This is a genomic window from Bradyrhizobium sp. 197 (assembly GCF_023073375.1).
Lineage (GTDB): Bacteria > Pseudomonadota > Alphaproteobacteria > Rhizobiales > Xanthobacteraceae > Bradyrhizobium.
In genome coordinates, this window is the sequence record NZ_JADPJJ010000130.1 from 27,717 (window position 1) to 51,396 (window position 23,680).

At 64.0% G+C, this 23,680-nt stretch carries 18 protein-coding genes and 1 pseudogene; 11 read left to right on the plus strand and 8 right to left on the minus strand.

Features of this window, described 5'->3' with window-relative positions; translation table 11 throughout:
* Positions 1-46 precede the first annotated feature (46 nt).
* The 3 genes from IVB27_RS29240 to IVB27_RS29250 all read right to left on the minus strand — a co-directional run bounded on the left by IVB27_RS29240 (position 47) and on the right by IVB27_RS29250 (position 4,848).
* Entirely contained in the window at positions 47-1,399 is a 1,353-nt protein-coding gene (locus IVB27_RS29240; RefSeq protein WP_247352031.1) for an MFS transporter, read from the minus strand.
* A gap of 319 nt (positions 1,400-1,718) precedes the next feature.
* Complete coding sequence (locus IVB27_RS29245) at positions 1,719-3,671, minus strand: SGNH/GDSL hydrolase family protein (RefSeq protein WP_247446379.1); 1,953 nt, start codon at positions 3,669-3,671, stop codon at positions 1,719-1,721.
* A 94-nt stretch (positions 3,672-3,765) separates the two neighbouring features.
* Positions 3,766-4,848 carry a lysylphosphatidylglycerol synthase transmembrane domain-containing protein gene (locus IVB27_RS29250; RefSeq protein ID WP_247446380.1) on the minus strand — a complete coding sequence of 361 codons (1,083 nt, stop codon included), beginning with the start codon at positions 4,846-4,848 and terminating at the stop codon, positions 3,766-3,768.
* Between the two features lie 436 nt (positions 4,849-5,284).
* Here IVB27_RS29250 and IVB27_RS29255 point away from each other — a divergent pair, with 436 nt between their 5' ends.
* The 3 genes from IVB27_RS29255 (at position 5,285) to IVB27_RS29265 (ending at position 9,850) form a co-directional block, all read left to right on the plus strand.
* Entirely contained in the window at positions 5,285-5,791 is a 507-nt protein-coding gene (locus IVB27_RS29255; RefSeq protein WP_247352026.1) for a YciE/YciF ferroxidase family protein, read from the plus strand.
* A 143-nt stretch (positions 5,792-5,934) separates the two neighbouring features.
* Positions 5,935-7,338, plus strand: a complete 1,404-nt coding sequence (locus IVB27_RS29260; protein ID WP_247446381.1) for an MFS transporter — start codon at positions 5,935-5,937, stop codon at positions 7,336-7,338.
* 112 nt (positions 7,339-7,450) lie between these two features.
* Entirely contained in the window at positions 7,451-9,850 is a 2,400-nt protein-coding gene (locus IVB27_RS29265) for a bifunctional diguanylate cyclase/phosphodiesterase (RefSeq protein ID WP_247446383.1), read from the plus strand.
* A gap of 61 nt (positions 9,851-9,911) precedes the next feature.
* On the opposite strand, the gene IVB27_RS29270 is transcribed toward IVB27_RS29265, so the two are convergent.
* Entirely contained in the window at positions 9,912-10,346 is a 435-nt protein-coding gene (locus IVB27_RS29270; RefSeq protein WP_247446384.1) for a hypothetical protein, read from the minus strand.
* Positions 10,347-10,424: 78 nt separating this feature from the next.
* Here IVB27_RS29270 and IVB27_RS29275 point away from each other — a divergent pair, with 78 nt between their 5' ends.
* Both IVB27_RS29275 and IVB27_RS29280 read left to right on the plus strand, forming a co-directional pair.
* Positions 10,425-11,012: a hypothetical protein gene (locus IVB27_RS29275; RefSeq protein WP_247446385.1), complete on the plus strand. Its 588-nt coding sequence runs from the start codon at positions 10,425-10,427 to the stop codon at positions 11,010-11,012.
* 101 nt (positions 11,013-11,113) lie between these two features.
* Positions 11,114-11,713: a YdcF family protein gene (locus IVB27_RS29280; RefSeq protein WP_247446386.1), complete on the plus strand. Its 600-nt coding sequence runs from the start codon at positions 11,114-11,116 to the stop codon at positions 11,711-11,713.
* A gap of 26 nt (positions 11,714-11,739) precedes the next feature.
* On the opposite strand, the gene IVB27_RS29285 is transcribed toward IVB27_RS29280, so the two are convergent.
* Positions 11,740-13,083 carry an aminotransferase-like domain-containing protein gene (locus IVB27_RS29285; protein ID WP_247446387.1) on the minus strand — a complete coding sequence of 448 codons (1,344 nt, stop codon included), beginning with the start codon at positions 13,081-13,083 and terminating at the stop codon, positions 11,740-11,742.
* Positions 13,084-13,267: 184 nt separating this feature from the next.
* Between IVB27_RS29285 and IVB27_RS29290 the strand changes: the two genes are divergently transcribed.
* On the plus strand, positions 13,268-13,504 hold the full coding sequence (locus IVB27_RS29290) for a DUF1127 domain-containing protein (protein WP_247446388.1): 237 nt from the start codon (positions 13,268-13,270) through the stop codon (positions 13,502-13,504).
* 986 nt (positions 13,505-14,490) lie between these two features.
* On the opposite strand, the gene IVB27_RS43390 is transcribed toward IVB27_RS29290, so the two are convergent.
* Positions 14,491-16,197 carry a CHAT domain-containing protein gene (locus IVB27_RS43390; protein WP_247446389.1) on the minus strand — a complete coding sequence of 569 codons (1,707 nt, stop codon included), beginning with the start codon at positions 16,195-16,197 and terminating at the stop codon, positions 14,491-14,493.
* A 103-nt stretch (positions 16,198-16,300) separates the two neighbouring features.
* Here IVB27_RS43390 and IVB27_RS29300 point away from each other — a divergent pair.
* Positions 16,301-17,335 (plus strand): annotated as a pseudogene (locus tag IVB27_RS29300) (5'-nucleotidase).
* Between the two features lie 337 nt (positions 17,336-17,672).
* Entirely contained in the window at positions 17,673-17,870 is a 198-nt protein-coding gene (locus IVB27_RS29305; RefSeq protein ID WP_247446390.1) for a hypothetical protein, read from the plus strand.
* On the opposite strand, the gene IVB27_RS29310 is transcribed toward IVB27_RS29305, so the two are convergent.
* Together IVB27_RS29310 and IVB27_RS29315 are read right to left on the minus strand one after the other, a co-directional pair.
* On the minus strand, positions 17,860-18,285 hold the full coding sequence (locus IVB27_RS29310) for a universal stress protein (RefSeq protein WP_247352010.1): 426 nt from the start codon (positions 18,283-18,285) through the stop codon (positions 17,860-17,862). The two genes, IVB27_RS29305 and IVB27_RS29310, sit on opposite strands and share 11 nt — an antisense overlap.
* Positions 18,286-18,386: 101 nt before the next feature.
* Complete coding sequence (locus tag IVB27_RS29315) at positions 18,387-18,917, minus strand: SixA phosphatase family protein (protein ID WP_247446391.1); 531 nt, start codon at positions 18,915-18,917, stop codon at positions 18,387-18,389.
* Between the two features lie 195 nt (positions 18,918-19,112).
* Here IVB27_RS29315 and IVB27_RS29320 point away from each other — a divergent pair, with 195 nt between their 5' ends.
* The 3 genes from IVB27_RS29320 to IVB27_RS29330 all read left to right on the plus strand — a co-directional run bounded on the left by IVB27_RS29320 (position 19,113) and on the right by IVB27_RS29330 (position 23,661).
* Complete coding sequence (locus IVB27_RS29320; protein ID WP_247446392.1) at positions 19,113-20,570, plus strand: NAD(P)/FAD-dependent oxidoreductase; 1,458 nt, start codon at positions 19,113-19,115, stop codon at positions 20,568-20,570.
* An 86-nt stretch (positions 20,571-20,656) separates the two neighbouring features.
* Positions 20,657-21,169 carry a peptide-methionine (R)-S-oxide reductase MsrB gene (gene msrB, locus IVB27_RS29325; RefSeq protein ID WP_247352003.1) on the plus strand — a complete coding sequence of 171 codons (513 nt, stop codon included), beginning with the start codon at positions 20,657-20,659 and terminating at the stop codon, positions 21,167-21,169.
* Between the two features lie 239 nt (positions 21,170-21,408).
* Entirely contained in the window at positions 21,409-23,661 is a 2,253-nt protein-coding gene (locus IVB27_RS29330; RefSeq protein WP_247446393.1) for a flagellar hook-basal body complex protein, read from the plus strand.
* Positions 23,662-23,680 lie beyond the last annotated feature (19 nt).

The window sequence follows — 23,680 nt, forward strand, 5'->3', positions numbered from 1 at the left end:
TGTGAAGCCGCCGTTAAGTTGCCTGGTCAAGCTCCCATGGGAGCCCTCAGGAGGAACGTTTGAGCACCACGCGCTCAATCTTGCCCACGATCACGAGATAGGCGAAGGCGGCCACCAGCGCATTGGCGCCGACGAATATCAGCGCGCCGTTGAACGAGCCGGTCGCGGCCAGGATGTAGCCGATCACGATCGGGGTGCTGATCGAGGAGAGATTGCCGAAGGTGTTGAACAGGCCGCCCGAGACGCCGCCGGCTTCCTTGGGCGAGGTATCGGAGACGACAGCCCAGCCGAGCGCGCCGATGCCCTTGCCGAAGAAGGCGAGCGCCATGAAGCCGACCACCAGCGCCTGCCCGTCGACGTAGTTGCAGGCGATGATCGACATCGACAGCAGCATGCCGCCGACGATCGGGATCTTGCGCGCCATGGTCAGCGAGCCCGTCTTGCGCAGGATGGCGTCGGAGATGACGCCGCCGAGCACGCCGCCGATGAAGCCGCACAGCGCCGGCAGCGTCGCGACGAAGCCGGCCTGCAGGATCGACAGGCCGCGCTCCTTGACGAGATAGACCGGGAACCAGGTCAGGAAGAAATAAGTCAGCGTGTTGATGCAGTACTGGCCGAGATAAACGCCGAGCATCATGCGGTTGGAGAGCAGCTGGCGGATGTGATCCCAGCCGGGGCCGGAAGCCGCCGCGCGCTCATGCTTCAGATCGTCTTTGGGCGCGTCGAGGTCAACCAATGCGCCGCCTTCCTTGATGTAGTCGAACTCGGCCTCGTTGATGCCGGGATGCTCCTTCGGACCGTAGATGGTCTTGATCCAGACCAGACCCATCACGACGCCGAGCGCGCCCATCACGAAGAACACGTAGCGCCATCCGTAGTCATGCGCGATCCAGCCCATCAGCGGCGCGAAGATCACGGTCGCGAAATACTGCCCGGAATTGAAGAAGGCCGACGCGGTCCCGCGCTCGTTGCTCGGAAACCAGGCCGCGACGATGCGGGCATTGGCGGGGAATGAGGGCGCTTCGGCGATGCCGACCAGGAAGCGCAGACCGAACAGCACGGTGATTGCGGTGCCGGCGCTCAAGAAGCCGACCCAGCCCTGCAGGGTCGTGAACAGCGACCAGACGATGATGCTGAAGGCATAGACGAGGCGCGAGCCATAGCGGTCGAGCAGCCAGCCGCCCGGCACCTGCGCGAGCACATAGGACCAGCCGAAGGCCGAGAAGATGTAGCCCATGGCGACGGGATCGAGATGCAACTCCTTGGAGAGCGCGGGACCCGCGATCGACAGCGTGGCGCGATCGGCATAATTGACGGTCGTGACCAGGAACAACATGGTCACGATGAACAGCCTGACGCGAGACCTCCTCACGTCCGCTGTGGACATCACTGCGCTCATTACGCGCCTCCTTAGAACTCGAAACGTTTCCTCACGACGACTCCTAGAGGCGCGCGCGGCAAAGTGTCCAAGCTCAAGGCAGCATCGATCGATGCCGTTTTTGGATTGATGGAACGGCAGGTGAGCGGGAACGATGTGTGGTGATGGCGAACCCGATTGCGCCACGCGTGCCGTTGTCATTCCCCGCGAAGGCGGGGAATCCTGGACGCAGCGACGTCTCGATTCAATCACGTCTGTCACGGAGTACTCGATCGCCCGCCCCAGTGCGCAAGGGCGCACAAGGCGGGCGATGGCAGTGTGCGTGTAGAGGTTGCGTGAACTATTGCTGCGCGCCCGGCAGCAGCGGTGCGAGCAGCCCGCGTGTCACGCCCGGCGGCGCGGCATCCAGACCAAGCACTGCGGCCGCGGCCGGCAGTGCGGCATCCGCCATCGCGGCGTGGCCTTCGGCGCTTGGGTGCACGGCGCCGCCATAGATGGCGGAGAGCACGCCCCAGGTCGCGTCGTGGATGTCGGTCGGCTGGCTCGCCGCCGGCAAGCCTTGCGGATAGGTCATCGCGGCGAAGTAACTGTCATTGGCGTCGCGGATCCAGCGCGCGCGCGGCAAATAGGCGCGGAATTCGGAGGCGCCGCGGCCGCACAGCATCGGCTGGCTCGCCGCGCTCACGATATCAGGATTGAAGCTCTGGCCGTTCTCGGCAAAGCAGGTGCGGTCGAATTCGGGATCGTTGCCCGAATGCGCGCAGAAGCCGTGATCGGCGAAAGCCGCCTGATGCGAATCCACGAAGGTCATGCGGTCGGCCTCGGGATCGCGGCACAGCGCGCCCCGGGTGCAGGTGGCGAGCCCCTTTAGCGCCGGCAAGAATTCGGTGTCGACGAAAGTCGAGACGCGGGCGAGGCGCTGCGGATCGGCGTTGAAGGCGGGATGGATGTCGAACCCGGCGCGGCCGCCGCGGCAGGGCACGCCGCCGTCTGCGAGCGCTGGGTTGGCGTAGGAGACGTAGACCACGTGCGAGAGGTCGCCGCCGACCAGCGGCTTCAGCGCCTCGCGCAGCTTGACGAAATTCTGCGGCAGCTCGCGCGCCAGCGCATCGCGGGAATCATCGACGCTCGCCATCACGCCGGAGCGGCGGAATAGCGCGCGCTCAGTTGCGGTCTCGACGATCACGTCGGCGACGAGGCCGGAGAAATAGACGTCGTTGGCGCCGACCGAGAGCAGCACGAGGTCGAGCGTGCGCTCGGGCTGGCGCTTCTTTGCGGCGGTCAGCGCCTCGCGCAGCTCGGCGACTTGCGCGTTCACGCTGGTGTTGCAGACGCCGGTCTTGCCGGGCGGGCATTCGCGGGCGCGCTGCGAGCCGAGCAGCCCGTCGCCGATGCTGGCGCCGGTGCAGGCGAGCGGCAGAAAGGTCACCGCGACGTGGGTGTAGCGTACCGCGAGCGCCAGCGCGGTGCGGGCCTGGTAGCTGTAGAGTGAGCGATGGCAGGGCGAGTTGAACCAGAGCGCGCTGTAACGCTGCCAATTGGCGAGCGTATCCGGCGCCTCGCAGGCGCGGCCGCCTTTATATCCGGCCCGGCTCGGCCGGTAATACTGCGCGCCGGCGGTGCCGAGATAAGAGCGGAAGCAAAAACCTTCGTCCGACAGCGCCAGCGGCCGGTCCGGATTGCCTTCGCCCGAGGCGATGCTATCCCCGAGTCCAGCGACGAAGATGTCGCGGACCTGGATCTCGGTCTGGACGCGTTGGGTCGGATCGGAGCCGGAGGAGACGTCGACGGTCGCGACTGTCTGCTTGCCGTAGCGGACCCGCAGATTGACCGGCTCGGCGCAGTCGAAGGTGGATTGTTGCGGCCCTTCGCCGTCGTCGAACGACCAGGCGCAGGTGGCGCCGACCGGCACTGCACCGGTGAGGCGCACGGTGACGGGGTGGTCAACCGGGGTGATATAGTCTTCCTTTGTATTGTCGCGGGTGCAGGGCTGGTTGACCCGGCCCTGGAGGTCGATGCAGAGCCGGTTGACCATGTTGCGGGCCCAGCCGCGGCCCTCGCTCTGGAGTTCGAGCGACTGCTCGGCGGCGAGGATGCTGCGGTTACGCGCATTCTCGACATGGAGCTGGAAGTCGCGCTCCTCGCGGAACAACCGGAAGCGGTTGCGCACCTCCCAACTGATCTGCATGGCGCCCGCGTCCTGCGCGGCCACCCGCTCCAGCGGCAAGGCGGTGAGGAGCCCGGCGAGCAGCAGGGCGCCGGCGAGGAAACGGCGAAGGGATACAGGGATCATGGCCCGCGTCTTCAACGGCAAAGTTGAGGCGGAAATAAGAGAGGAACAGCTCCCCCGCCTGCAACATTGGTCTGACGGCTTTGCTGGCCGCCGTCTAGCGTTTGCTGGCCTGCCGAAGCGACCGCTCGCGCTCCATCGCTGCCACCTGCTGTGGCAGGTTGGACTGCGCGCAGGCCTCCGCCAGCCGTCGGCGCTCCTGCCAGGGCTCCACCACATTCATCCAGAGCTCGCGTGCGCCCATGATGGAGATGGCAAGACCGAACGGAATGACGAAATAGAGGATGCGGAAGACGAGGAGCGTGGCCAAAAGCTGCTCGCGGCCGAATTCGGGCAGCGCCACCAGCATGGCGGCGTCGAACACGCCGAGCGAGCCGGGAGCATGGCTGGCGAAGCCGAGCAGTGTCGCCAGGATGAACACCACCGAGAGCGACAGGAAGTCGATCTGCGGATTGGCCGGCACCAGAAGGTACATCGCCAGCGCGCAGAAACCGAGATCGACGACGCCGATCAGGATCTGCACCAGCGTCAGCGGCGCCGACGGCAGCACCACCTTCCAGCCCTTCTGGCCGAGCTCGCGGCGCTTCTCGCCCATGCAGAGCCAGACCAGATAGGCGCCGATCGAGGCGAGGCCGCCGATTGCGATCAGCCGATTGATCGACGACGGCAGCTGATCCATGTAGGAGGCGGCAGCCGGGTGGATGGCCATGCCGATCGATAGCACGAAGATGTTACCGAGCCAGAAGGTCAGGCCGGACAGGAAGCAGATTTTCGCGACGTCGATCGCATTCAGCCCGTAATCCGAATAGATCCGGAAGCGGATCGCCCCGCCGGTAAAAACCGTGGCGCCGATATTGTGACCGATCGAATAGGACGTGAAGCTGGAGAGCGCTGCGATGCGATAGGGCACGTGCTTCTTGCCGATCGTTCGCAGTGCAAAAAAGTCGTAGAAGGTCAGCGTACAGAACGCGAAGCACACGCAGATCGCCGCCAGTCCGATATTGCCGCGGGGAATCTCGGTCAGCGCGGTCAGGATGACCCCGGTATCGATGCCCTTGAGGGTCCGCACCAGCGTGGTGATGGCGAAAGCGATGATGAAGACGCTCGCCGCAATGCCGAGGCGTCGCCAGCCGATCCATCTCGTGAAGTCGCGTTTCAGCGCGGGCAGCAATCCGTGCATTCATCCTCCCGGCAGGGGCAAGACCGACCAGGCCAGACATTGGCCGGTCGGGTACGATCCAAGGCCAAAGGTCGGCGTTGATCGCTAGGCATGATGTAGCTCATTTAGGCATGATGTAGCTCATTTAAGGCAAAAACAGTGACTTGTGCAGCCCTTGACAACGATAGGTTCTGCGCTGGACACGCTACTTTTGTCATACGCGGTTCACATCGGAGGCGCGTTAAGCATATGAGTCGTGGGCCCGATCGCGTCCCTATCTGACATGGTTTCGGATCCTGCACGGCCGGCATTGTTCCAGCGCGAGGGATGCGGGCTTTTTTGGAACGTCAATGCCGTGCGCCGGTTAGCGTCCCATCAGCAATTGAACATGGCGGAACAGGCGGCTTTCGCGCAAGCCGATGCCTCCGTGTTCCAAAAAACCGAGAGGATCGGACCGATGGGACTGTTCACAAAAGACATCAAGACCATGAACGACCTGTTCGTGCACCAGCTCCAGGACATCTATTACGCCGAGCAGCAGCTCACCAAGGCGCTGCCGAAAATGGCAGATAAGGCGACGGATCCGCAGCTGAAGCAGGGCTTTTTGACGCACCTCGAAGAAACCAAGCAGCACGTCAAGCGCCTCGAGGAAGTGTTCAAGATGCACGGTGCGGAGGTAAAGGCGGTCGACTGCCCCGCGATCGACGGCATCATCGAGGAAGCCGACGAGACTGCAGGCGAAGTCGCCGACAAGGCGGTGCTCGACGCCGCGCTGATCAACGCGGCACAGGCCGCGGAGCATTACGAGATCGTCCGCTACGGCAGCCTGATCGCCTGGGCCAAGCAACTCGGCCGCACGGACTGCGCCAGCGTACTCGCCAAGACGTTGGAAGAGGAGAAGGCGACCGACAAGAAGCTGACCACGCTCGCCGAGAGCAAGGTGAACTTGCGCGCGGCGAGCTAGGACCAGGCGTAGCCAAGGATAGAGCGTCGCGCGGTCATCCGCGCGACGCTCGCACGTTACGCATCCATAATTCGATCGTTGTCGAAACATGACGGCGGGCTGGAAGCATATGTTTCGCATGGGGCTGCAACCGAGGTGGCAGCATGCGAGTAAGCACCATCAGATACGAAGCCTTCGGGGCCGGCGCGTCGCATGCCGGCTCGCATCTTGCGACTTCCCTCACCCTTGCCGCGATGAGCCTTGGTTATGGCGTGGTGCAGCTCGACGTCACCATCGTCAACACCGCGCTCGATGCGATGGGCAAGACGCTCGGCGGCGGCGTCGCCGAGTTGCAATGGGTGGTCAGCGCCTACACCATCGCGTTTGCTGCCTTCATCCTGACCGCCGGCGCGCTCGGTGACCGGATCGGCGCCAAGCGCGTCTTCATGGCGGGCTTCGCTATCTTCACCGCAGCCTCGCTCGCCTGCGCGCTGTCGCCCAATGCGACCGTGCTGATCGCAGCGCGGCTGGTCCAGGGGCTGGCGGCAGCGATCCTGGTGCCGAATTCTCTGGCGCTGCTCAGCCATGCCTATCCGGACGACCGGCAGCGCGGCCGCGCCGTTGCGATCTGGGCCGCCGGCGCGAGCCTCGCGCTCACGGCCGGTCCCTTCGTCGGCGGCGCGCTGATCACACTGGTCGGCTGGCGCGCGATCTTCCTGGTCAATCTGCCGATCGGGCTGACCGGCCTGTGGCTGAGCTGGCGCTATGCCGCCGAAACCACGCGGTCGCGCTCGCGCGAGATCGATCTGCCCGGCCAGCTTGCCGCGATCGGTGCGCTGGGGGCACTCGCCGGCGCGATCATCGAAGGCGGCGCGCTTGGTTGGGGGCATCCAGCCGTGATCGCAGCCTTTGTCGCAGCCGCAATTCTCGCCGTGCTCTTCGTCTGGCGCGAGAGCCGCGCAGCGCAGCCGATGCTGCCGCTGTCGCTGTTCGGCCATCGGCTGTTCGCGCTGACCGCGCTCGTCGGCCTGCTCGTCAACATTGCGATCTACGGCCTGATCTTCGTGCTTAGCCTGTATTTCCAGAGGATCAACGGGCTGTCGGCATGGTGGACCGGTCTCGCCTTCGTGCCGATGATGGGGGCGGTGCTGCCGGTCAATCTGCTGGCGCCGCGCCTCGCCGAGCGTATCGGCTCATGCCCGACCATCGTCGTCGGCGCCTGCGTCTCGGCGCTTGGTTGCCTCGGCCTGCTCCGGATCGAAGCCGGCACGAGCTATTGGGCGATCTTTGCGCAGATGATCGCGATCAGCGGCGGACTTGGGCTGCTGGTGCCGCCGCTGACCTCGACCTTGCTGGGCAGCGTCGAGAAGGCGCGCTCCGGCATCGCCGCGGGAGTCCTGAACGCGACGCGGCAGACCGGCAGCGTCCTCGGCGTCGCCCTGTTCGGCTCGCTGGTGGCCTCGGAGGGGGCGTTCATGACGGGCCTGCATCTGTCGCTGGTCGTGTCCGCGGCCGTGCTGCTGCTCGCCGCCGCCGTGATCGGCTTCGGCGCGCCTCCGCGCGGATGATCAATCCGAGTAAACGAACACATCTTCCGTTCACCATTTCCGAAACAGGCACGTAGCCGGTTACCGACTGTCCATCTCTGTCGGTTCAAGTGCGGGTCGATAGGGGCCCGCAATGTATCAAGTTCTCTACTGTCTCACCGAGGAGCACGACTGGCGGCTGGTCGCGCTTGGCGGCGCGGTGTGCCTGCTCGCAAGCGCGGCGGCGATCAGTCTGTTTCACAGGGCGCGCGCGACGCACGGCCCCGGGCGTCTGGTCTGGATCGCCCTGGATGCCGCCGTCAGCGGATGCGGCATCTGGGCGACGCATTTCATCGCGATGCTCGCCTACGGGCCGGGCGGCGCCGGCGCCTACAACATCCCGGTGACGATCCTTTCGCTGATCTTCGCGATCTCCGTGACGTTCGTGGGGCTGAGCATCGCGGTATCGTCCTCGCGCGCCCCGTGGATCGTGCTCGGCGGTGCCATCGTCGGCGCCGGGGTCGCGACGATGCATTACACCGGCATGGCGGCGCTGGAGATGCCGGCACGCGTCGACTGGATCGGAAGCACGGTTACCGTCTCGGTGCTGTTCGGAGTTGCCTTTGCAGCTCTCGCGCTGTTCGTCGCCGCGCGGCGCGACGACCTCTTCCATGCGCTGAGCGCGACCACCCTGCTGACGGTCGCCATCGTCGCGCATCATTTCACCGCAATGGGCGCGGCTGTGCTGACGCCGGATCCGACGCTCGCGATCAGCGGGTTATCGATCCCGCCGGCCTCGTTGTCCTTCCTCACCGCGGGCGCCGCGGTCGCGATCATCGCGATTGCGCTCGTAGCCGCGTTGCTCGACCGCCGCGCCAAGGGCGAACTGGGCCGGCAGCAAATCGTGCTGGACACGGCGCTCGAGAACATGTCGCAGGGACTGTGCATGTTCGACGCGGACGGCAAGATCATCCTGTTCAACGAGCGCTATGCCGCCATGCTCGGCCGCACCGACATCCTGCTCACGGGCCGCCTGCTGGTCGACGTGCTGCGGGAGGAGCAGGCCAAGGGTCAGTGGCAGGGCGATGCGGGCGAGTTCTTCGCGCGCCTTGTCGCCGATGCGCGCGAGAGCCGCACCACGACCGACGTCGCGACCAGGTTCGGCCGGTCCATCCGGGTCGTCAACCAGCCGATGCAGGGCGGCGGCTGGGTCGCGACCTTCGAGGACATCACCGAATGGCTGGAGGCCCAGGCCAAGATATCGCACATGGCCCGTCATGACGCGCTGACCAGTCTGCCGAACCGCGTGCTGTTCCACGACCAGCTCGTGCAGGGACTGCGCCGGACCCGATCGGGCGACCAGCTTGCGGTGCTTTGTCTCGATCTCGATCACTTCAAGGACATCAACGACTCGCTCGGCCATCCCATCGGCGATGCGTTGCTCAAGGAGGTCGGCCGCAGGCTGAAGGCCACCGTCGGCGAGAGCGACACCGTCGCGCGACTCGGTGGCGACGAGTTCGCCGTGGTCCAGATCGGACGTTCCGAGGAAACTGCGGCACGATCCCTTGCCGGCCGCCTCGTCGAGGTGATTTCGGCGCCTTACGAGATCGACGATCATCAGATCGTCATCGGCGTCTCGATCGGCATCTCGCTGTCGCCGCAGGACGGCAGCAATCCGGACGAGCTGTTGAAGAATGCCGACCTCGCATTGTATCGCGCCAAGGCGGACGGCCGCGGCACATATCGGTTCTTCGAGACCGGCATGGATGCGCGCGCGCAGGCGCGGCGCCTGCTGGAGATGGACCTGCGCGCCGCGGTGCAACGCGACGAGTTCGAGGCGTATTATCAGCCGATCCGCGACGTCGCCAGCGGTCGCGTCGTCGCCTTCGAGGCGCTGCTGCGCTGGAACCATCCGCAGCGCGGCCTGATCGCGCCCCTCAACTTCATTCCGCTGGCCGAGGAGACCGGACTGATCATCCAGCTCGGCGAGTTCGTGCTGCGCTCCGCCTGCGCCGACGCGGCCACCTGGCCCGACGATGTCGACGTTGCCGTCAACCTGTCACCGGTGCAGTTCAAGAATCCGAACCTGATCGCGTCCGTCACCGCGGCGCTGGCCGCTTCGGGACTCGATGCGCGCCGGCTCGAGCTTGAGATCACCGAATCCGTACTGCTCCAGAACAGCGAGGCGACGCTGACCACGCTGCATGAGCTCCGCGCCATGGGCGTGCGCATCTCGCTCGACGATTTCGGCACCGGCTATTCGTCGCTGAGCTATCTGCGCAGCTTCCCCTTCGACAAGATCAAGATCGACCGCTCCTTCGTGTCGGAACTCGCGACCCGCGAGGATTCCATGGCGATCATCCGCGCCGTGACCGGGCTGGGGCGGAGCCTCGGCATCGTCACCACCGCGGAAGGCGTCGAGAACGACGCCCAGCTCGAGCTGCTCCGGCGCGAAGGCTGCACCCAGGCGCAGGGCTATCTATTCAGCAAGCCGCGGCCCGCCTGCGATGTCGCGATCATGCTGAACCGGCCGCAGATGCGCGCGTCGGCGTGATAGTCTGTTGTTTGAGCATGATCTCGTCGGAAAGCCGCTGCGCACTTTTCCGGATCATGCTCTAGCCGCGGTGGAGCGCGAAATGCGCGCCGCAGAACGCCATCACGGCACCGAGGCCCAGCGCAGCAAGCCCGGCCAGCACGCCCGAGACCGTCGGGATCGCGCTCGGCGCCGAGGCCACCTGGCCCGCACCCGCCAGCAGCAGCACGCCGACCGCGATCAGGAATTGCCGCATCCGTTGCGGGATCTGGCCGGAGACGGCGCTCTGCATCAATGTCGCCGTGAAATAGCCGCCGGAGAAGCCGACGGAGGCGATCAGCCACCAGGCGATCGCCGCGCCCGCCGGTATGAACTCATGCGTGTCGGAGTGCCAGAGGCCGCCGAGGTCGAGCCCGTAGCGCGCGCCCAGCATGTGCACGGCGAGCGCCAGCAGCACGCCGGAGATCACGGCGGCGCCGAGAATCAGGCGGCGCGGAAAAAAAATCGTCTCAGCCATGTCTCGCTTGTAGGATGGGGCAGGGCGATCGCGCAAGCGGATCGCAGGCGGGACCACGCGGATTGGATTGATGTGAACATGCAGGATTCGGGAGCCGAAGCGGCTGCGGGCGCGAGCTATGCCTACAAGGCGTCGCTGATCGGTTCGGCGCATCGCTTCGAGCTGACGGACGAGCGGCTGTCCTGGCACATCGGCGGCCGTTCGGGCCTGTGGCGTTACGACGAGATCAGTGCAATCCGGCTGTCGTTCCGCCCCGTGTCGATGCAGCAGCACCGCTTTCGCGCCGATGTCAGCCACACCGGCGGCGGCCGCATCGCGATCCTGTCGACGAGCTGGCAGACCGCGGCCCTGATGGCGCCGCAGGACCACGGTTTCCGCGCGTTCGTCGTCGAGTTGCACGCGCGAATGGCGAAGGCCGGCAGCCGCGCCGAATTGACCGCAGGTCTCGGCCGCAGGACCTTTGCCGCGGTGCTGGCGTTTCTGGCGGTGCTAACGGTCGCGATGACGGGGCTCCTGATCCGCGCACTCATGATCGGCGAATTCGCCGGCGCGCTGTTCATCATCGGCTTTGCCGCACTGTTCGCCTGGCAGGTCGGCGGCTTCGTGCGGTGCAACAAGCCGCAGAGCTACAGCTTCGATCATGTGCCCAAGGCCTTGCTGCCCTAGACAAGGCCTTGCTGCCCTGAATGGCTTTGCTGCCCTAGGTGCAATCGGCCGCAATCAAACGTGACTTCGCGCGCCTGCGCGGGTGTCGCATCGTGCGGGCCATGTCAGCCATGGATCGCAGCACGCGTAGGCCTTCGGCGGATGAGATCTCCGAGATCAACCGCGCGCATCTGATCGATACGCCGCTCCGGCCGGCCGACCTCTTGTTCATGTTCGGAACTCGCGAGGATGTCGCGCTACGCGCCGACACCGCCGCGCGGCTGTGGCGCGAGGGCCTGTTCCGCTGGTCGATTGTCAGCGGCGGCGTGACGCCAGGCTCGGAGCAATCCGAGTGCACCATCATCAGGGCGGCGATGGCCGAGGCGGGCATTCCGGCAGACCGTATCCTCGAGGAGCATCGTGCGATGAACACCGGCGAGAACGTGATTTTCTCGCTGCCGATCATCGAGGCCGCGCTGGGGGTGGACAATATCCGGAGCGTGATTTGCCTCGGCAATACGTGGACCGCGCGGCGTTATCCGATGACGCTGCACCGGCATTGGCCGGAGGTCGAGAAGATGTTGCTCACCGTCGACAGCTTTGCGACGCCGCGCGCGCTCTGGCACACCGACACGGAATTTCGCCGCCGCATGCTGCACGAATGGGATAAGATCGAGCCGTACAAGGCGAGAGGCTTCATCGCGGAATGGCCGGAAGCCTGAGCAGGCTCGAGATCCTTGCGCTTTAGCTATTCGGTCGAGTCAAAATCCTCTTCCTTGGTGCCGAGCAGCGACACGATCGTGCGCAGGCCGGAATCGAGCTGCTCGAACGAGGGCGGGGCAAGCGCGAGCCGGACCGCATTCGGTGCATGGCCATGGGCGATCGCGAATGTCGAGGACGGCGTCAGCGCGATGCCGCGCCGGGCTGCTGCGGCGACGAAGGTCTGCGAGCGCCAGTGTGCCGGCAGCGTCAGCCAGAGATGATAGGAACGGGGATCGGCGGCGAGCTGATAGCCGGCCAGCAGCCTTGCCGCGGTCTGCTGGCGGCGCGCGGCGTCGATGCGTTTCAGCCGCGTCAGCTCGGCGACGGTGCCGTCGGCCATTAGGCGGTGCCCCGCCGCCAGCGCATGGCCGGAGGCGATCCAGCCGCCGGTCCGCACTGCGCTCATCACGCTTTCGCGCAAGTGCGGCGGCGCGACCAGGATGCCGAGCGCAAGGCCCGGCGCGACCTTCTTGGACAGACTGTCGAGCACGATGCAGCGGTCGGGCCCGAGTGCCGCAAGCGGCGTGTCGTCGGCCAGGAAGCCGTAGACGGCGTCCTCGATGATGGTGAGGTCGAGCTTTTCGGCGACGCGCATGATATCGGCGCGCCGTGTCGCGTTCATGGTGACGCCGAGTGGATTCTGGATGATGGGCTGGAGATACAGCGCCGACAGATGGGCCTCGCGATGCGCCTTCTGGATGGCGTCTGGACGCGCGCCGAATTCGTCCATCGGAATCGGGACCAGCGTCACGCCGAGCCGCGCGGCGATGCTCTTGACGTAAGGATAGGTCAGCGCCTCGACGCCGCAGCGGCCGCCGGTGGGGACGAGGGCTGCGAGCGCAGCCGCGAGCGATTGCTTGCCGTTGGCGGTGAAGACGATCTGCTCGGCCTGCGGCGCAAAATCCTTGCGCGCGAGATAGGCGGCGGCTGCATTGCGCGCACTCTTGGTGCCGGTACTGGTGGAGACGCGCAATGCGGATTCGAGCGCGTCGACGCGCTCCAGCCCCGCAAGGCTCTTCGCGATCATCGCCCATTGCTGCGGCAGCAGCGGGTAATTGACCTCGAAGTCGATCCGCGCCTCGCGCGGCTCGCTCAACGTCTCGACTTCGCGCCTGACGTCGCCGGAGATGAAGGTGCCGCGTCCGACCTCGCCGACGGCAAGCCCGCGGCGCAAAAGCTCCGTATAAACCCGGCTCGCGGTCGAGACCGCGATGCCACGGTCATAGGCAAAATTGCGCTGCGGCGGCAGCCGGTCGCCGGGTCTTAACGTGCCGTTAGAGATATCGAGAGCAATGGCATCGGCAAGCTTCACGTATTCGAACTTGGACATTATTGCACCGAGAGCAATGTTTCACTTGCTCCGAGTAGTGTACTGGAGCATTTAAGTTCCATCAAGGTCCACGATTGAGCCGAGGAGAGCGAGAGCAATCCGACGGCAGATCAGGTGCAGGCGCTCAAGCGCGTGCGCCAACGGCATCCGCTTCGCCGCGTGGACCATAGGCCGGAGAAGGACAATGACCACGATCTCGCAGACTGCCGGGCGGAGTTTACGCTCATCCTCGACGGGCGGATTCTTCCGCACTCTCGCCGACGGCGCCTATGCGCTGTTCGAGCGCCTGGAGCACCGCTCCGCCGTCAAGACACTGAACGAGCTCGACGACCGCGCGCTACGCGACATCGGGATCACGCGCAGCCAGATCGAGGACGCGGTCTACGGCCAGGTCAAAGCCGAACTGACGCGGTATTTGTAGGACGCTCTCTCGTGTCCCGGACGCGACGCAGCGCGCAAGCGTTGCGGCGCAGAGCCGGGACCCAAAGGCCAACTGCACTCGCTGACGCATGGGCCCCGGCTCTGCAGCGCACCGCTGAAGTAGCGCTGCGCTGCGTCCGGGCACGAGACCGTTGCTCATCGATAGACATAGCTGTTCATCCTCGCGGCTTGTTTCGCCCGAGCTTTGCTTCGTCGCCTTGCCCTCTCAAGAAAGAGGGCGCAGGGAAGACCGGGTGCCGGCTGGCACCCGCGGTCCACTGTGCGAAGTTGTCGTAAGAAAATTGCACAGCGGCATACAGGTGAAGCCAAACAACCGGCCTTCCCTGCGCAGCGGTTTTACGGCTTATGCCGTGCTCTCCTCGGGGAGCGATGCACTATTACCCCCGTCGCCTTGCGGATGGCTGATGTGCGGACCCGGTCGGGCCGCCACATCACCGCAACACTTGGCGCACAGACCCCGGGCGCCAGGACCACACGATTTTGCCGTACGCCGATCACACCGGTCGTGTGCACGAGGCCTTTGCTCACGGTTGCCCGCCCTGCTAAGCCGTTCGCGCCGATGTTATCAGCGTCCGCCGCCGTCCGGCCCGCGTTCGTGACGATCGCGATACGCCCCTTCCTTGGGCCGGAGTGAGGCGAGACATACGCCGTTTCCGAATTTCGGTAAAGTGGAATATTTTAGTGGATGTGCATTGACCGATATCTTGGTGTTTTGCCCGACGGAAACGCAAGCGCGTGAAGCCCGGATGAGCGAAGCGACATCTGGGGTTTTGCGGCGGACCAAGTATTGCGGCTCAGCATAAGTCCGCTGATCAAAATTGTGCGCAAACATGCTGGTGATGTGATCCGTTACGCCGGCAAGTTCGGCCTAACGCCTGTTGCGGCACGAAAGCTATCTGCAGGAAGTTCTGGACCACCAATGACGCCGGGAAATTTGGAGGGCTGTTGCGTTAGGCCGCGAGTTAATCATCCTTCACGCACCAGCTTTGCCACCAGGTGCGGATCAAAGCCCTCGGATTCGAGTGCCGTAACTGAGATATCGTAGGCCTTCGCCGGGCTTTGGCCGGCGGCAATCGCATCGTAAAATCCTTTTGCAAACACCAGCGCCTCATCGTCTTCGATGACGTCGACCATGGCGATCACGAGCGGTGCAAATGCCGTGCTAATCCCTTGCATCGCGCTACACGCATTTATGACCACGCATTTCAAGCTCTCTTGGCCCGCCAGCATATTTCCAAAAGCATCAAACGGAAGATTGTGGACACCGTCTTCTCCCAACAGCTCTAGCCCGTCGGCGTCGGCGTGTCCTGCGAAGTGTATGATGTCGTAGCTGTTCGACAACAGTTCCACGCGCAGACTATCAACCGTAGCTGCCGTCACCGTCTCGATATGAATCCGGTCGCGTACAGTCCCAAGCCTGACCCGCTGGCGGATCGTACTAATCTCCTTATCGAGACGGATTGCCTGATTATTCTGCCCCCGAGGATTAGCAGTAACGACTAGAATCCGAGTCTCTAGAAAATGGGTAAGTTTACCAAGGGCCGGTTGTTCACTCTCGATCGATTGCTGTACGACAGGATCGGCCTTGAGCCATGCTTCCTTGAGTACGTCAAGAACGTGGACGGTGATAGGATGTGCGAGCGTCCCACTCTGACGCTTCTCGCGGCCCAACTCGATCGCTAAGGCGAGTAATCGATCGGCGGTCTCCTTGTGGTCCGCCTCCAGCGCATGAGCCAATCGGAATGAGAGTTGAGTCAGCACCGAATTCATGTCACCGCGGTCGTAGGGCAAGTGCTTTGCGAGCGCAGGTACTCGGCCAACGCTCTCTAGGACTTTCTCAGCCGTTTCACGACCAGCGGCGTCGAAACGATCCGCGTCCGAAATGCGAGAAACGCTGAGCGGCATTTCCTTCGCCATTCGGCCTACGGTAGCCAGCGGCACCGTCGGACAAATGCAAACTCGGGCTCCGCAGGCAATGCAAAGTCCGGGATACCGCGATAGAAACTCAAGTTCATAATTGAACGTTTCCTCGCGCTCCGAGCATTGGAGCGCGTATTCGTTGGCCAATCCCATAAGATAAGAGAAGACGTCCGCAGCCTCTCCATAAAAATAATGTGGGTAACGGTCGAACACGCGAACTGCTTCAGCTAGTTCGCCGAGTTCCTCCAAAAGGGCAATGGTGCTGAATCCGCCCGCAGCATTAAGGGACCGCGGATAAATCGCATCGAACATCTGCTGCCAGTCATTCAAACCGGTGGGGCGAGATCCCCAATTAGCTTCTGTAAGTTCACGAACTTGCTCGTGCGACAATACCCCTTCAGTGCCCTTGACCAGCTTACACTGCTGTTCGACATGCGGTGCCTTCCGACAATAAGGGCACACTTGCGGATACTTGGTAAAAATTAGGCGCTCGACGCTCTCCACACCCATTTTGGCCAGCAAAGGAAAGTACCAACCCAGCGCTTTGCAAAGCGCCCCTGGAAAGTCTACGCGATCACGCTTCTTCTTCCGATCAAGAAGGGTCAGCATGCCGCAGACCTCGACGAAGTGCAGCAAAGTCGCTTCACGGCTCCGTCCCATATTTGCATCGTGGTAGATAAACGATGTCATCCGATAGAGATCATCTAGCCGCAGCTTTAAATCGTCTTTCCTCGCCCCCGAGCTTTCCTCCACCAAGTCTCTCCATTTGCACAAACAAAACTGAAGCTTTACTCAACGCCCGTAAGAGTTGCAATGTACAGAGGTCGGGATTAGGTCGAGGACTGGTAGAACTCTAATGAAAGCTGAAATCGGCAGAGCTAATTCCGGGGAGGGGGCGGGGTCAGTGGTGACCTCTAAACCGTCGTTGACCTTAGAAGATACCCAAGTGGTTGACAGTCCTGCGGACACCTTAAGGTCTAGCCCGCTACGCATCGGCATCTCGACCCGTGCGCTCTTCGATTTAGAGGAGGAGCACCGCGTTTTCGAGGAGGAGGGTGTAAAGGCATATGCTGCAATGCAACTAGACCGTGAGGACGAAATTCTCCGTAAGGGTACTGGCTTTGAAGTTGTGGAGCGGCTTCTCGCCTTGAATGAACCCGAATCGGCCCCGTACGTTGAAGTGATTCTACTGTCTCAAAACTCGCCCGATCTTTCTCTGCGAGCCTTTAAGTCGATTGATCACTACGGCCTTTCCGTAAAGACCGGCAGTTTCACGAGCGGGCGCTCACTGTCGGACTTTGTGCCTGCTTGAGGCATTGATCTGTTCCTCTCTAATATGGATGCAGACGTCAAAGGAGCTGTTGCAGGAGGTGCAGCGGCTGCGCGACTTGGCGTGCCGCCCACGGACAGGGTCGAAACACCAGCCGGCGAGGTCCGCGTCGCATTTGATGGCGATGCAGTGGTGTTTGATGCGAAGTCCGACATGATTTACAAAGAGCAGGGGCTCGAGGCTTTTCTGACGCATGAGATTGCGAACGCGAGCAACCCAATGGCACGTGGTCCGTTCGGCAAATTCCTTCATAAGTTGTCGGCCTTGCGCCGAGTATTTCTCGACGAGGGAAATGTCAGCAAAGTGCGAATCGCACTTGTAACGGCGCGAAACGCACCTGCTCATGAGCGTGTAATCCGCACGCTCAGGGCTTGGGGGACTCCAGCCGACGAGGCTCATTTTGTCGGCGGCCACCCGAAGTCACCGATTTTGAAGGCGATCGGTGCTCACATCTTTTTCGATGACCAAGAAAAGCATGTACTCGGAGCGGCGGGAGTGGTCGCTGCTGGGCACGTTCCAGGACCGCATGATCCGAACGAACTAGTACTCCCGGCAGGCTAGAATGCTCAACCGTGCATTCCGCTCTGCGCGCGCCTCAGCCCGCTTATCCTAACGTAACACGGCCCCGGATCGATCCACGGCGGCTCGCGCTTTTGAGATTCTTGGTGGTGTGATCGAGGCAGAGCGAGACGGTGGTGCGCTGATGCCGATGCTGCCTATCAGGCTGGCCGCTGATCGGCGCAGATCATGCGGCGTGAAACGCTTCAGCCCGAGCTGCTCGCAAACCCCGATGCTACGCACGCGTCCATCGCTGGCCTTGTTAGCGCGCAGCGCACGTCCCATGGCGTTACGGGCGAGCGCCGCATCGCATACGCGGCCCATGAAGATCCACGGATAGTTGCGCGATCTCGACCGCAAGGTCGAAGAGCCGCTGGTGTATCTCGCGGTTTGCCTTGACGCGCTCCTCGCGGACATCTACTTGGCGGATGCCTGCTGCTCAGGCTTTCGCCCCCTAGCTCGTCGCGATGGAAGCGTCGAAGCATCCAGGCTGCCGCTGTTCGCAACGACGAGTTTCGCCGCAACACTCAGTGCCTGACCACCAGCACCGAGCATTTCGCGTAACGCACGACGTGCCCGGCGTTGGAGCCGAGGAAATAGGTGCGCATCGCCGGCCGGTGCGAGGTCATCACGATCAGCTCGGCCTTCATGTGCACGGCTTCCTCCAGGATTTCGTGGTAGATGCCGCCCTGCCGCACCACGCTGGAGATGCGGGAAGCCTCGATGCCGGATTCGCGCGCGACGATGGCGAGGGCTTCTTCCGAGGCCTGGCGCTGCTGTTCGTCGAAATCGGCCGGCACGTATTCGGCCAGCATCACCGGCGTCATCGGCAGCACGTTGAGCAGGCGCACCACGCCGCTCCAGGTCTGCGACAGCGTTGCCGCGGTCGCGATCGCCGGCTTGGCCAGATCGGTGTCGGCGAGATCGATGGGCACGAGGATGGACTTGAACATCTACGCCTCCAATCTTCCGGTCAGGAAGTTCTTTTGACCAGGCTGGATCAAACGGTCGAGACGGCGCCCGCGCGTCTCATTCCGATCGAAGCAGCCTTAAGCTAACGAAGCAGCTTTGGGCTGACGAACTGCACCAGTTTGCCGCGGCGGTAGGCCACATCGCCCCAATCCTTGACGTCAAAATCGAAGATAGCAAGCCCTGCGGTGGGCAGGTTGTCGGCGATCGCCTTGGCGCCGGCCGGATCGCCGCCACCCATCAGCATCAAGGCGACCTCATGCATGCCCGGATTGTGCCCGACCAGCAGCAACTGCTTAGGGTCGGCCAGGACGGTTGCGGTGCGAATGGTCTCCAGGATCTGCGCGGGATCGGCGCCGTAGAGTTCCGACAGGATTTCGACCTGCGGCGCCGCGACGCGGTCCTTCATCGCCTCCCAGACGATGTCCCAGGTCTGCCGGGCCCGGACGGCATGCGACACCAGCACGGCCTCGGGGAACGGCGGATGGGCGGCGATCCAGTCGCCGAGCTGCGCGGAATCCCGTTGGCCGCGGTCGTCGAGACGGCGATCCCGGTCACGGCCGCTCGGCGCGTCGATCTCGGTCTTGGCGTGACGCAGCAGCAGTAAACGGCGCATGGCATTCTCGAATCGTTACGCGACCAGGATAATCTACAGGCGCTGGTCGAGGACAAGGTGACAAGCGGCCGCTCAGTCCTTTAAAGCGCAATGAGATTGGGACAAATGATCATCGCGCTTCAAATTATTGTCTTGAGCATGATCTTTTCGGAAAACCGCTGCACACTTTTCCGGATCATGCTCTAAGAAAACAACATGAACGAGACTTTCACAAGCGTGTCCCAGGAAGAAGCCGGCTTTCGCGACCGCGCGCGGCTGTCGTTCGAGCTCGATGCGGACATCTGCGTCATCGGGGCCGGGCTTGCCGGGCTCTCCATCGCGCTGGAGGCGGCCCGGCTCGGGGCCAGCGTCGCGGTGCTCGAGGGCCGCCATATCGGCTGGAACGCCTCGGGCAACCAGCTCGGCACCGTGATGCCGGGATTCGCGCTGCCGCTCACCGAGCTGATCGAGCGCATCGGTTTCGAGGACGCGCGGGAATTGTGGACGTTGTCGAAGGAGGGGGCCGAGTTTGTCCGGGCCAACGCTAAGGAAGCGAACATGCCGGGGATCGGCCCGAGCGACGGCGTGCTGGAGGTCTCCAACGTCGATGCCGGCGACCGGCTGATCAGCCGGTTGCAGATGCTCGCCGGGGATTTCGACACCGAGGTCGAGGGCTGGCAGGCCGACCGCGTCCGCGAGGTGCTCAAGACCGATCGCTATTTCCACGGGGTGTACTATCCGCGGGCGTTCCAGCTCGACGGCCGCAAATATGTGCACGGCCTCGCGGCGCTGGCGCGGCGGGCCGGAGCGCGCATCTTCGAGGACACGCCGGTCGTCAGCATCGATCATTCCGGCATCCGCAAGCGCATCGTCACGCCCTCGGCGCGGCTGCGCGCCACCCACATCGTGCTCGCCGGCAACATCCATCTCGGTGCGCCGCTGCGGCGCCTGTCGGAAACGCTGCTGCCGGTCTGGCGCTATGCCGGAATCACCGCGCCGCTCGGCGAGCGCGTGCACGAGATCATCGCCTTCAAGGGATCGGTGATGGATTCCGATGGCGTCGACCATTTCCGGATCGTCGATGGCGACCGCCTGATGTGGGAGAGCCCGGAGACCACCTGGGCGGCGCGACCGCAACGCTTTGCGGGCGCCGTCAGGCGGCGGGTCCGATCCATCTTCCCCCAACTCGGCAATGTCGAAATCACCGAAACATTCGGCGGCGCCACTGGCCAGACCGTGCACGGCATGCCGCAGATCGGCCAGTTGCGCAAAGGCCTGTGGGTGGCGAGCGGGTTCGGCCGCCAGGGCATGAACACCTCGGCCATGGCCGGGCAGATGATCGCGCGCAGCATTCTGTTGGGCGACGAGCGCTGGCGGCTGTTCTCGCCGTTCGAGCTGGTCTGGGCGGGCGGCGCGACCGGCCGCGTCGCGGGCCAGATGGTCGGGATCTGGAGCAGGGCGAGTTCCGCTACCGCAGGCTCGCTCGCCCGCTACCGTGAACGGGCGCGGGTCAAGGACCGGGAACGCGAGGCGCGCCTCGCCGAAGCCAACCGGGCCGCCGGCACCGGTCCGCGCCGCCCGCCGCCGGGCGTCAGGCCGCGGCTGGCCCAGCCGCCGAAACCTCCGGCCGAGGCGTTGGAACCGGCCTCGCAAGACGGGGGCGTCTCGCAATAAGTTGAGAAGAATTCCGCCCGGAAGTGTAACGTCGGCCGTTAGAGCCCGTATCTCAGAGCGTGGACTTCCTGCGTACGGAGAATGAGATGTTTGACCGCCGCATCCTGTTGACGACTGTCGCCGGCCTGTTCGGCCTTGCGGCCTTCCGCTGGCTCAGAGCATCGCCCGCGGAAGCCGGTGAGAAGGCCGCGCAAAAATTCGAGATCGAGAAGACGGACGCCGAGTGGCGTGCCCAGCTCACGCCGCAGCAATATGAGATCCTGCGCAAGGAGGGCACCGAGCGGCCGGGCTCCAGCCCGTTGCTCAAGGAGCATCGCAAGGGCGTCTTCGCCTGCGCCGGCTGCGACCTGGCGCTGTTTGCGTCCGACACCAAATTCGAGAGCGGCACCGGCTGGCCGAGCTTCTACCAGCCGATCGAGGGCAATGTCGGCAAGACCGAGGACCGTACTTTCGGCATGCTTCGCACCGAAGTGCATTGCCGCCGTTGCGGCGGCCATCTCGGCCACGTCTTCGACGACGGTCCGAAGCCGACCGGATTGCGCTACTGCATCGACGGGTTCGGGATGGTGTTCCACCCCGCTGCTGCATCGGCGACGTGAAGGCTCTTTGATTGACGCGTTTTCTTCACGCGAACCGGGTGCCACTTCGCTCGAAAACGCTATGAGATCCCGGCAATTGTTGCCGGCCCGGCAATTGTGCCCCGGTCATTCGATCGGGGCATTCCTATTTAAGTCATTGATTTCCTGAGAAAACCCGCATTGGCATAGCCCTTGCGACAGTCTCCTCCGACTGCGGCCATGGTCGACCGGCCGCCGAGATCGGATCTGGAGACAAAGTTATGGGTATCTTCGATGCAATGAACACCTCGGTGGGTGGCCTGCAGGCGCAGTCCTACGCGCTGCAGAACATTTCCGGCAACATCGCGAACTCATCCACCACCGGTTACAAGGGCATCGGGACCAGCTTCGTCGATCTCATTCCGGACTCCTCGGTGCCGAGCAAGCAGGTCGCCGGCGGCGTGACGGCCAACGCCAAGGCCACCATCACCACGCAGGGCACGATTTCGGGCTCCACCGTCGCCACCAACATGGCGATCACCGGCGACGGCTTCTTCTCGATCCAGAAGGCAACCGGCATCGTCGACAACGTGCCGGTGTTCAGCGGCGTCACCTATTACACGAGGCGCGGCGACTTCCAGCTCAATGCCAATGGCAATCTGGTCAATGGCGCCGGCTACTATCTGATGGGCGTCACGGTCGACCCGAAGACCGGCAACCCGCAGGGCAACGTGGCGACGGTCCTGAAATTCCAGAACAACTTCATCCCGGCGCAGGCGACCACCTCGATCCAGTACGCGGCGAACCTGCCGACCCAGCCGAACACGGTGGCGAGCACGACGGCGTCGACCGGCACGCTGCTGGCGGCTGGCGGACTCAATCCGTCGGACTTCTCAGCCAACCCGCTGCCCGTGGGCACACCGCCCGCCCCCTATGCCAACGCGACGGCTGCCGGTGCGGCCGCCACGGGTAACATCCGCTCCGCTTACTCGTCGACCACGGGGACGGGCACGGTTGCGCTCCAGAACAACTCGTCCGCGGTGGCCTCGACCACCACCTCCCTTGATAATGCCGTGGGCACGCATCTCGCCTCCAGCATCCTCACAGCGCTCGGCGGCCAGACGCTGACCATCAACGGCAACACGGTTACCTTCAACGGCGGCACCACCGTTGCGACGGTCGGCAGCAACACCACCATCGGTCTCGGCGCGGGCACGACGGCCACGGTGGCCGACATCCTGCAAGCGATCCAGACCGCCGGCGGTGCCGGCGTCACGGCGTCGCTGAGCGCCACCGGCAATATCCAGATATCGAGCGGCATCGGAACCGACGTGGCGGTCAACAGCGGCACGGCAGCCACCGCGCTCGGCATCAGCAGCGTGACGCGTGGCGGCAACGTGCTGTCGTCGCCCGCGATCTCGGGCTCCACGGTGCTGAGCGGCGCGGCGTCGGCCGGCGGCGCCCAGGTGCTCTCGTCGGGCTTTGCGGCCGGCGACACCATCACGGTCGACGGTCAGACGCTGACCTTCATGACGTCGGGCGCATCGGGCGCGAACCAGATCAACATCACCGACAACATCACGACCTTGCTCGGCAAGATCGACGCTCTCTCCGGTGCGTCGGGGTCTGCGGTCAGCACCGGCGGCGTGATCACGCTGAACACCGGCACCGTCTCCAACCTGTCGGTAGCCAGCTCCAACAGTGCGGCCTTCGCCGCGCTCGGCTTCACCTCGACCATCACCAAGAACCGCGATGGCGGCGGCACCGCCGGCACGGGCGGCGTGGTCGGCAACGACATCGCGACCTTCACCAAGGAATCGATCAGTGGTGGCGCGGTGACCGCCTACAACGCCGCCGGCACGCCGGTGAACCTGCAATTGCGCTGGGCCAAGTCCGACAGCGCCTCGCTGGGTGCGGGCCATGCCGACACCTGGAACATGTTCTACCAGACCGACCCGAATGCGACCGGCACGACGGTCGGCTGGGTCAACACCGGCCAGGCCTTCACCTTTGCCTCCGACGGCTCGCTGACCTCGCCGAGCGGCTCGGGCATCACCATCAACAACGTCAGCGTCAGCGGGCAGTCGCTCGGCTCCGTCTCCTTCAACATCTCCTCGGGCGGGCTGACGCAATATGCCAGCACCAGCGGCGCGGTGACCATCAACACCATCACCCAGAACGGCTACGCCGCGGGTCAGCTCCGCTCCGTCGCCGTCAACAACAACGGCCTCGTGGTCGGAACCTTCTCCAACGGCCAGAACCTCGCCCTTGCACAGGTAGCGTTGTCGCACTTCAACGGCACCAATTACCTCAAGGCCCTCGACGGCGGCGCTTACGCTGCGACCGAACAGTCGGGGCCGGCGATCGACGGCGCGTCGGGCACCATCAGCGGCTCGTCGCTGGAAGGCTCGAACACCGACATCGCCGACGAATTCACCAAGCTGATCGTGACCCAGCAGGCCTATTCGGCCAACACCAAGGTGATCACGACGGCGAATTCGATGGTGCAGGACCTCCTGAACGTGTTGCGCTGATTGGCGCGTGACGTAACCA

Coding starts and splice junctions, on each gene's coding strand:
- IVB27_RS29240 (WP_247352031.1), bottom strand. CDS start 1,399: ATGAGCGCAGTGATGTCCACAGCGGACGTGAGGAGGTCTCGCGTCAGG.
- IVB27_RS29245 (WP_247446379.1), bottom strand. CDS start 3,671: ATGATCCCTGTATCCCTTCGCCGTTTCCTCGCCGGCGCCCTGCTGCTC.
- IVB27_RS29250 (WP_247446380.1), bottom strand. CDS start 4,848: ATGCACGGATTGCTGCCCGCGCTGAAACGCGACTTCACGAGATGGATC.
- IVB27_RS29255 (WP_247352026.1), top strand. CDS start 5,285: ATGGGACTGTTCACAAAAGACATCAAGACCATGAACGACCTGTTCGTG.
- IVB27_RS29260 (WP_247446381.1), top strand. CDS start 5,935: ATGCGAGTAAGCACCATCAGATACGAAGCCTTCGGGGCCGGCGCGTCG.
- IVB27_RS29265 (WP_247446383.1), top strand. CDS start 7,451: ATGTATCAAGTTCTCTACTGTCTCACCGAGGAGCACGACTGGCGGCTG.
- IVB27_RS29270 (WP_247446384.1), bottom strand. CDS start 10,346: ATGGCTGAGACGATTTTTTTTCCGCGCCGCCTGATTCTCGGCGCCGCC.
- IVB27_RS29275 (WP_247446385.1), top strand. CDS start 10,425: ATGCAGGATTCGGGAGCCGAAGCGGCTGCGGGCGCGAGCTATGCCTAC.
- IVB27_RS29280 (WP_247446386.1), top strand. CDS start 11,114: ATGTCAGCCATGGATCGCAGCACGCGTAGGCCTTCGGCGGATGAGATC.
- IVB27_RS29285 (WP_247446387.1), bottom strand. CDS start 13,083: ATGTCCAAGTTCGAATACGTGAAGCTTGCCGATGCCATTGCTCTCGAT.
- IVB27_RS29290 (WP_247446388.1), top strand. CDS start 13,268: ATGACCACGATCTCGCAGACTGCCGGGCGGAGTTTACGCTCATCCTCG.
- IVB27_RS29310 (WP_247352010.1), bottom strand. CDS start 18,285: ATGTTCAAGTCCATCCTCGTGCCCATCGATCTCGCCGACACCGATCTG.
- IVB27_RS29315 (WP_247446391.1), bottom strand. CDS start 18,917: ATGCGCCGTTTACTGCTGCTGCGTCACGCCAAGACCGAGATCGACGCG.
- IVB27_RS29320 (WP_247446392.1), top strand. CDS start 19,113: ATGAACGAGACTTTCACAAGCGTGTCCCAGGAAGAAGCCGGCTTTCGC.
- msrB (WP_247352003.1), top strand. CDS start 20,657: ATGTTTGACCGCCGCATCCTGTTGACGACTGTCGCCGGCCTGTTCGGC.
- IVB27_RS29330 (WP_247446393.1), top strand. CDS start 21,409: ATGGGTATCTTCGATGCAATGAACACCTCGGTGGGTGGCCTGCAGGCG.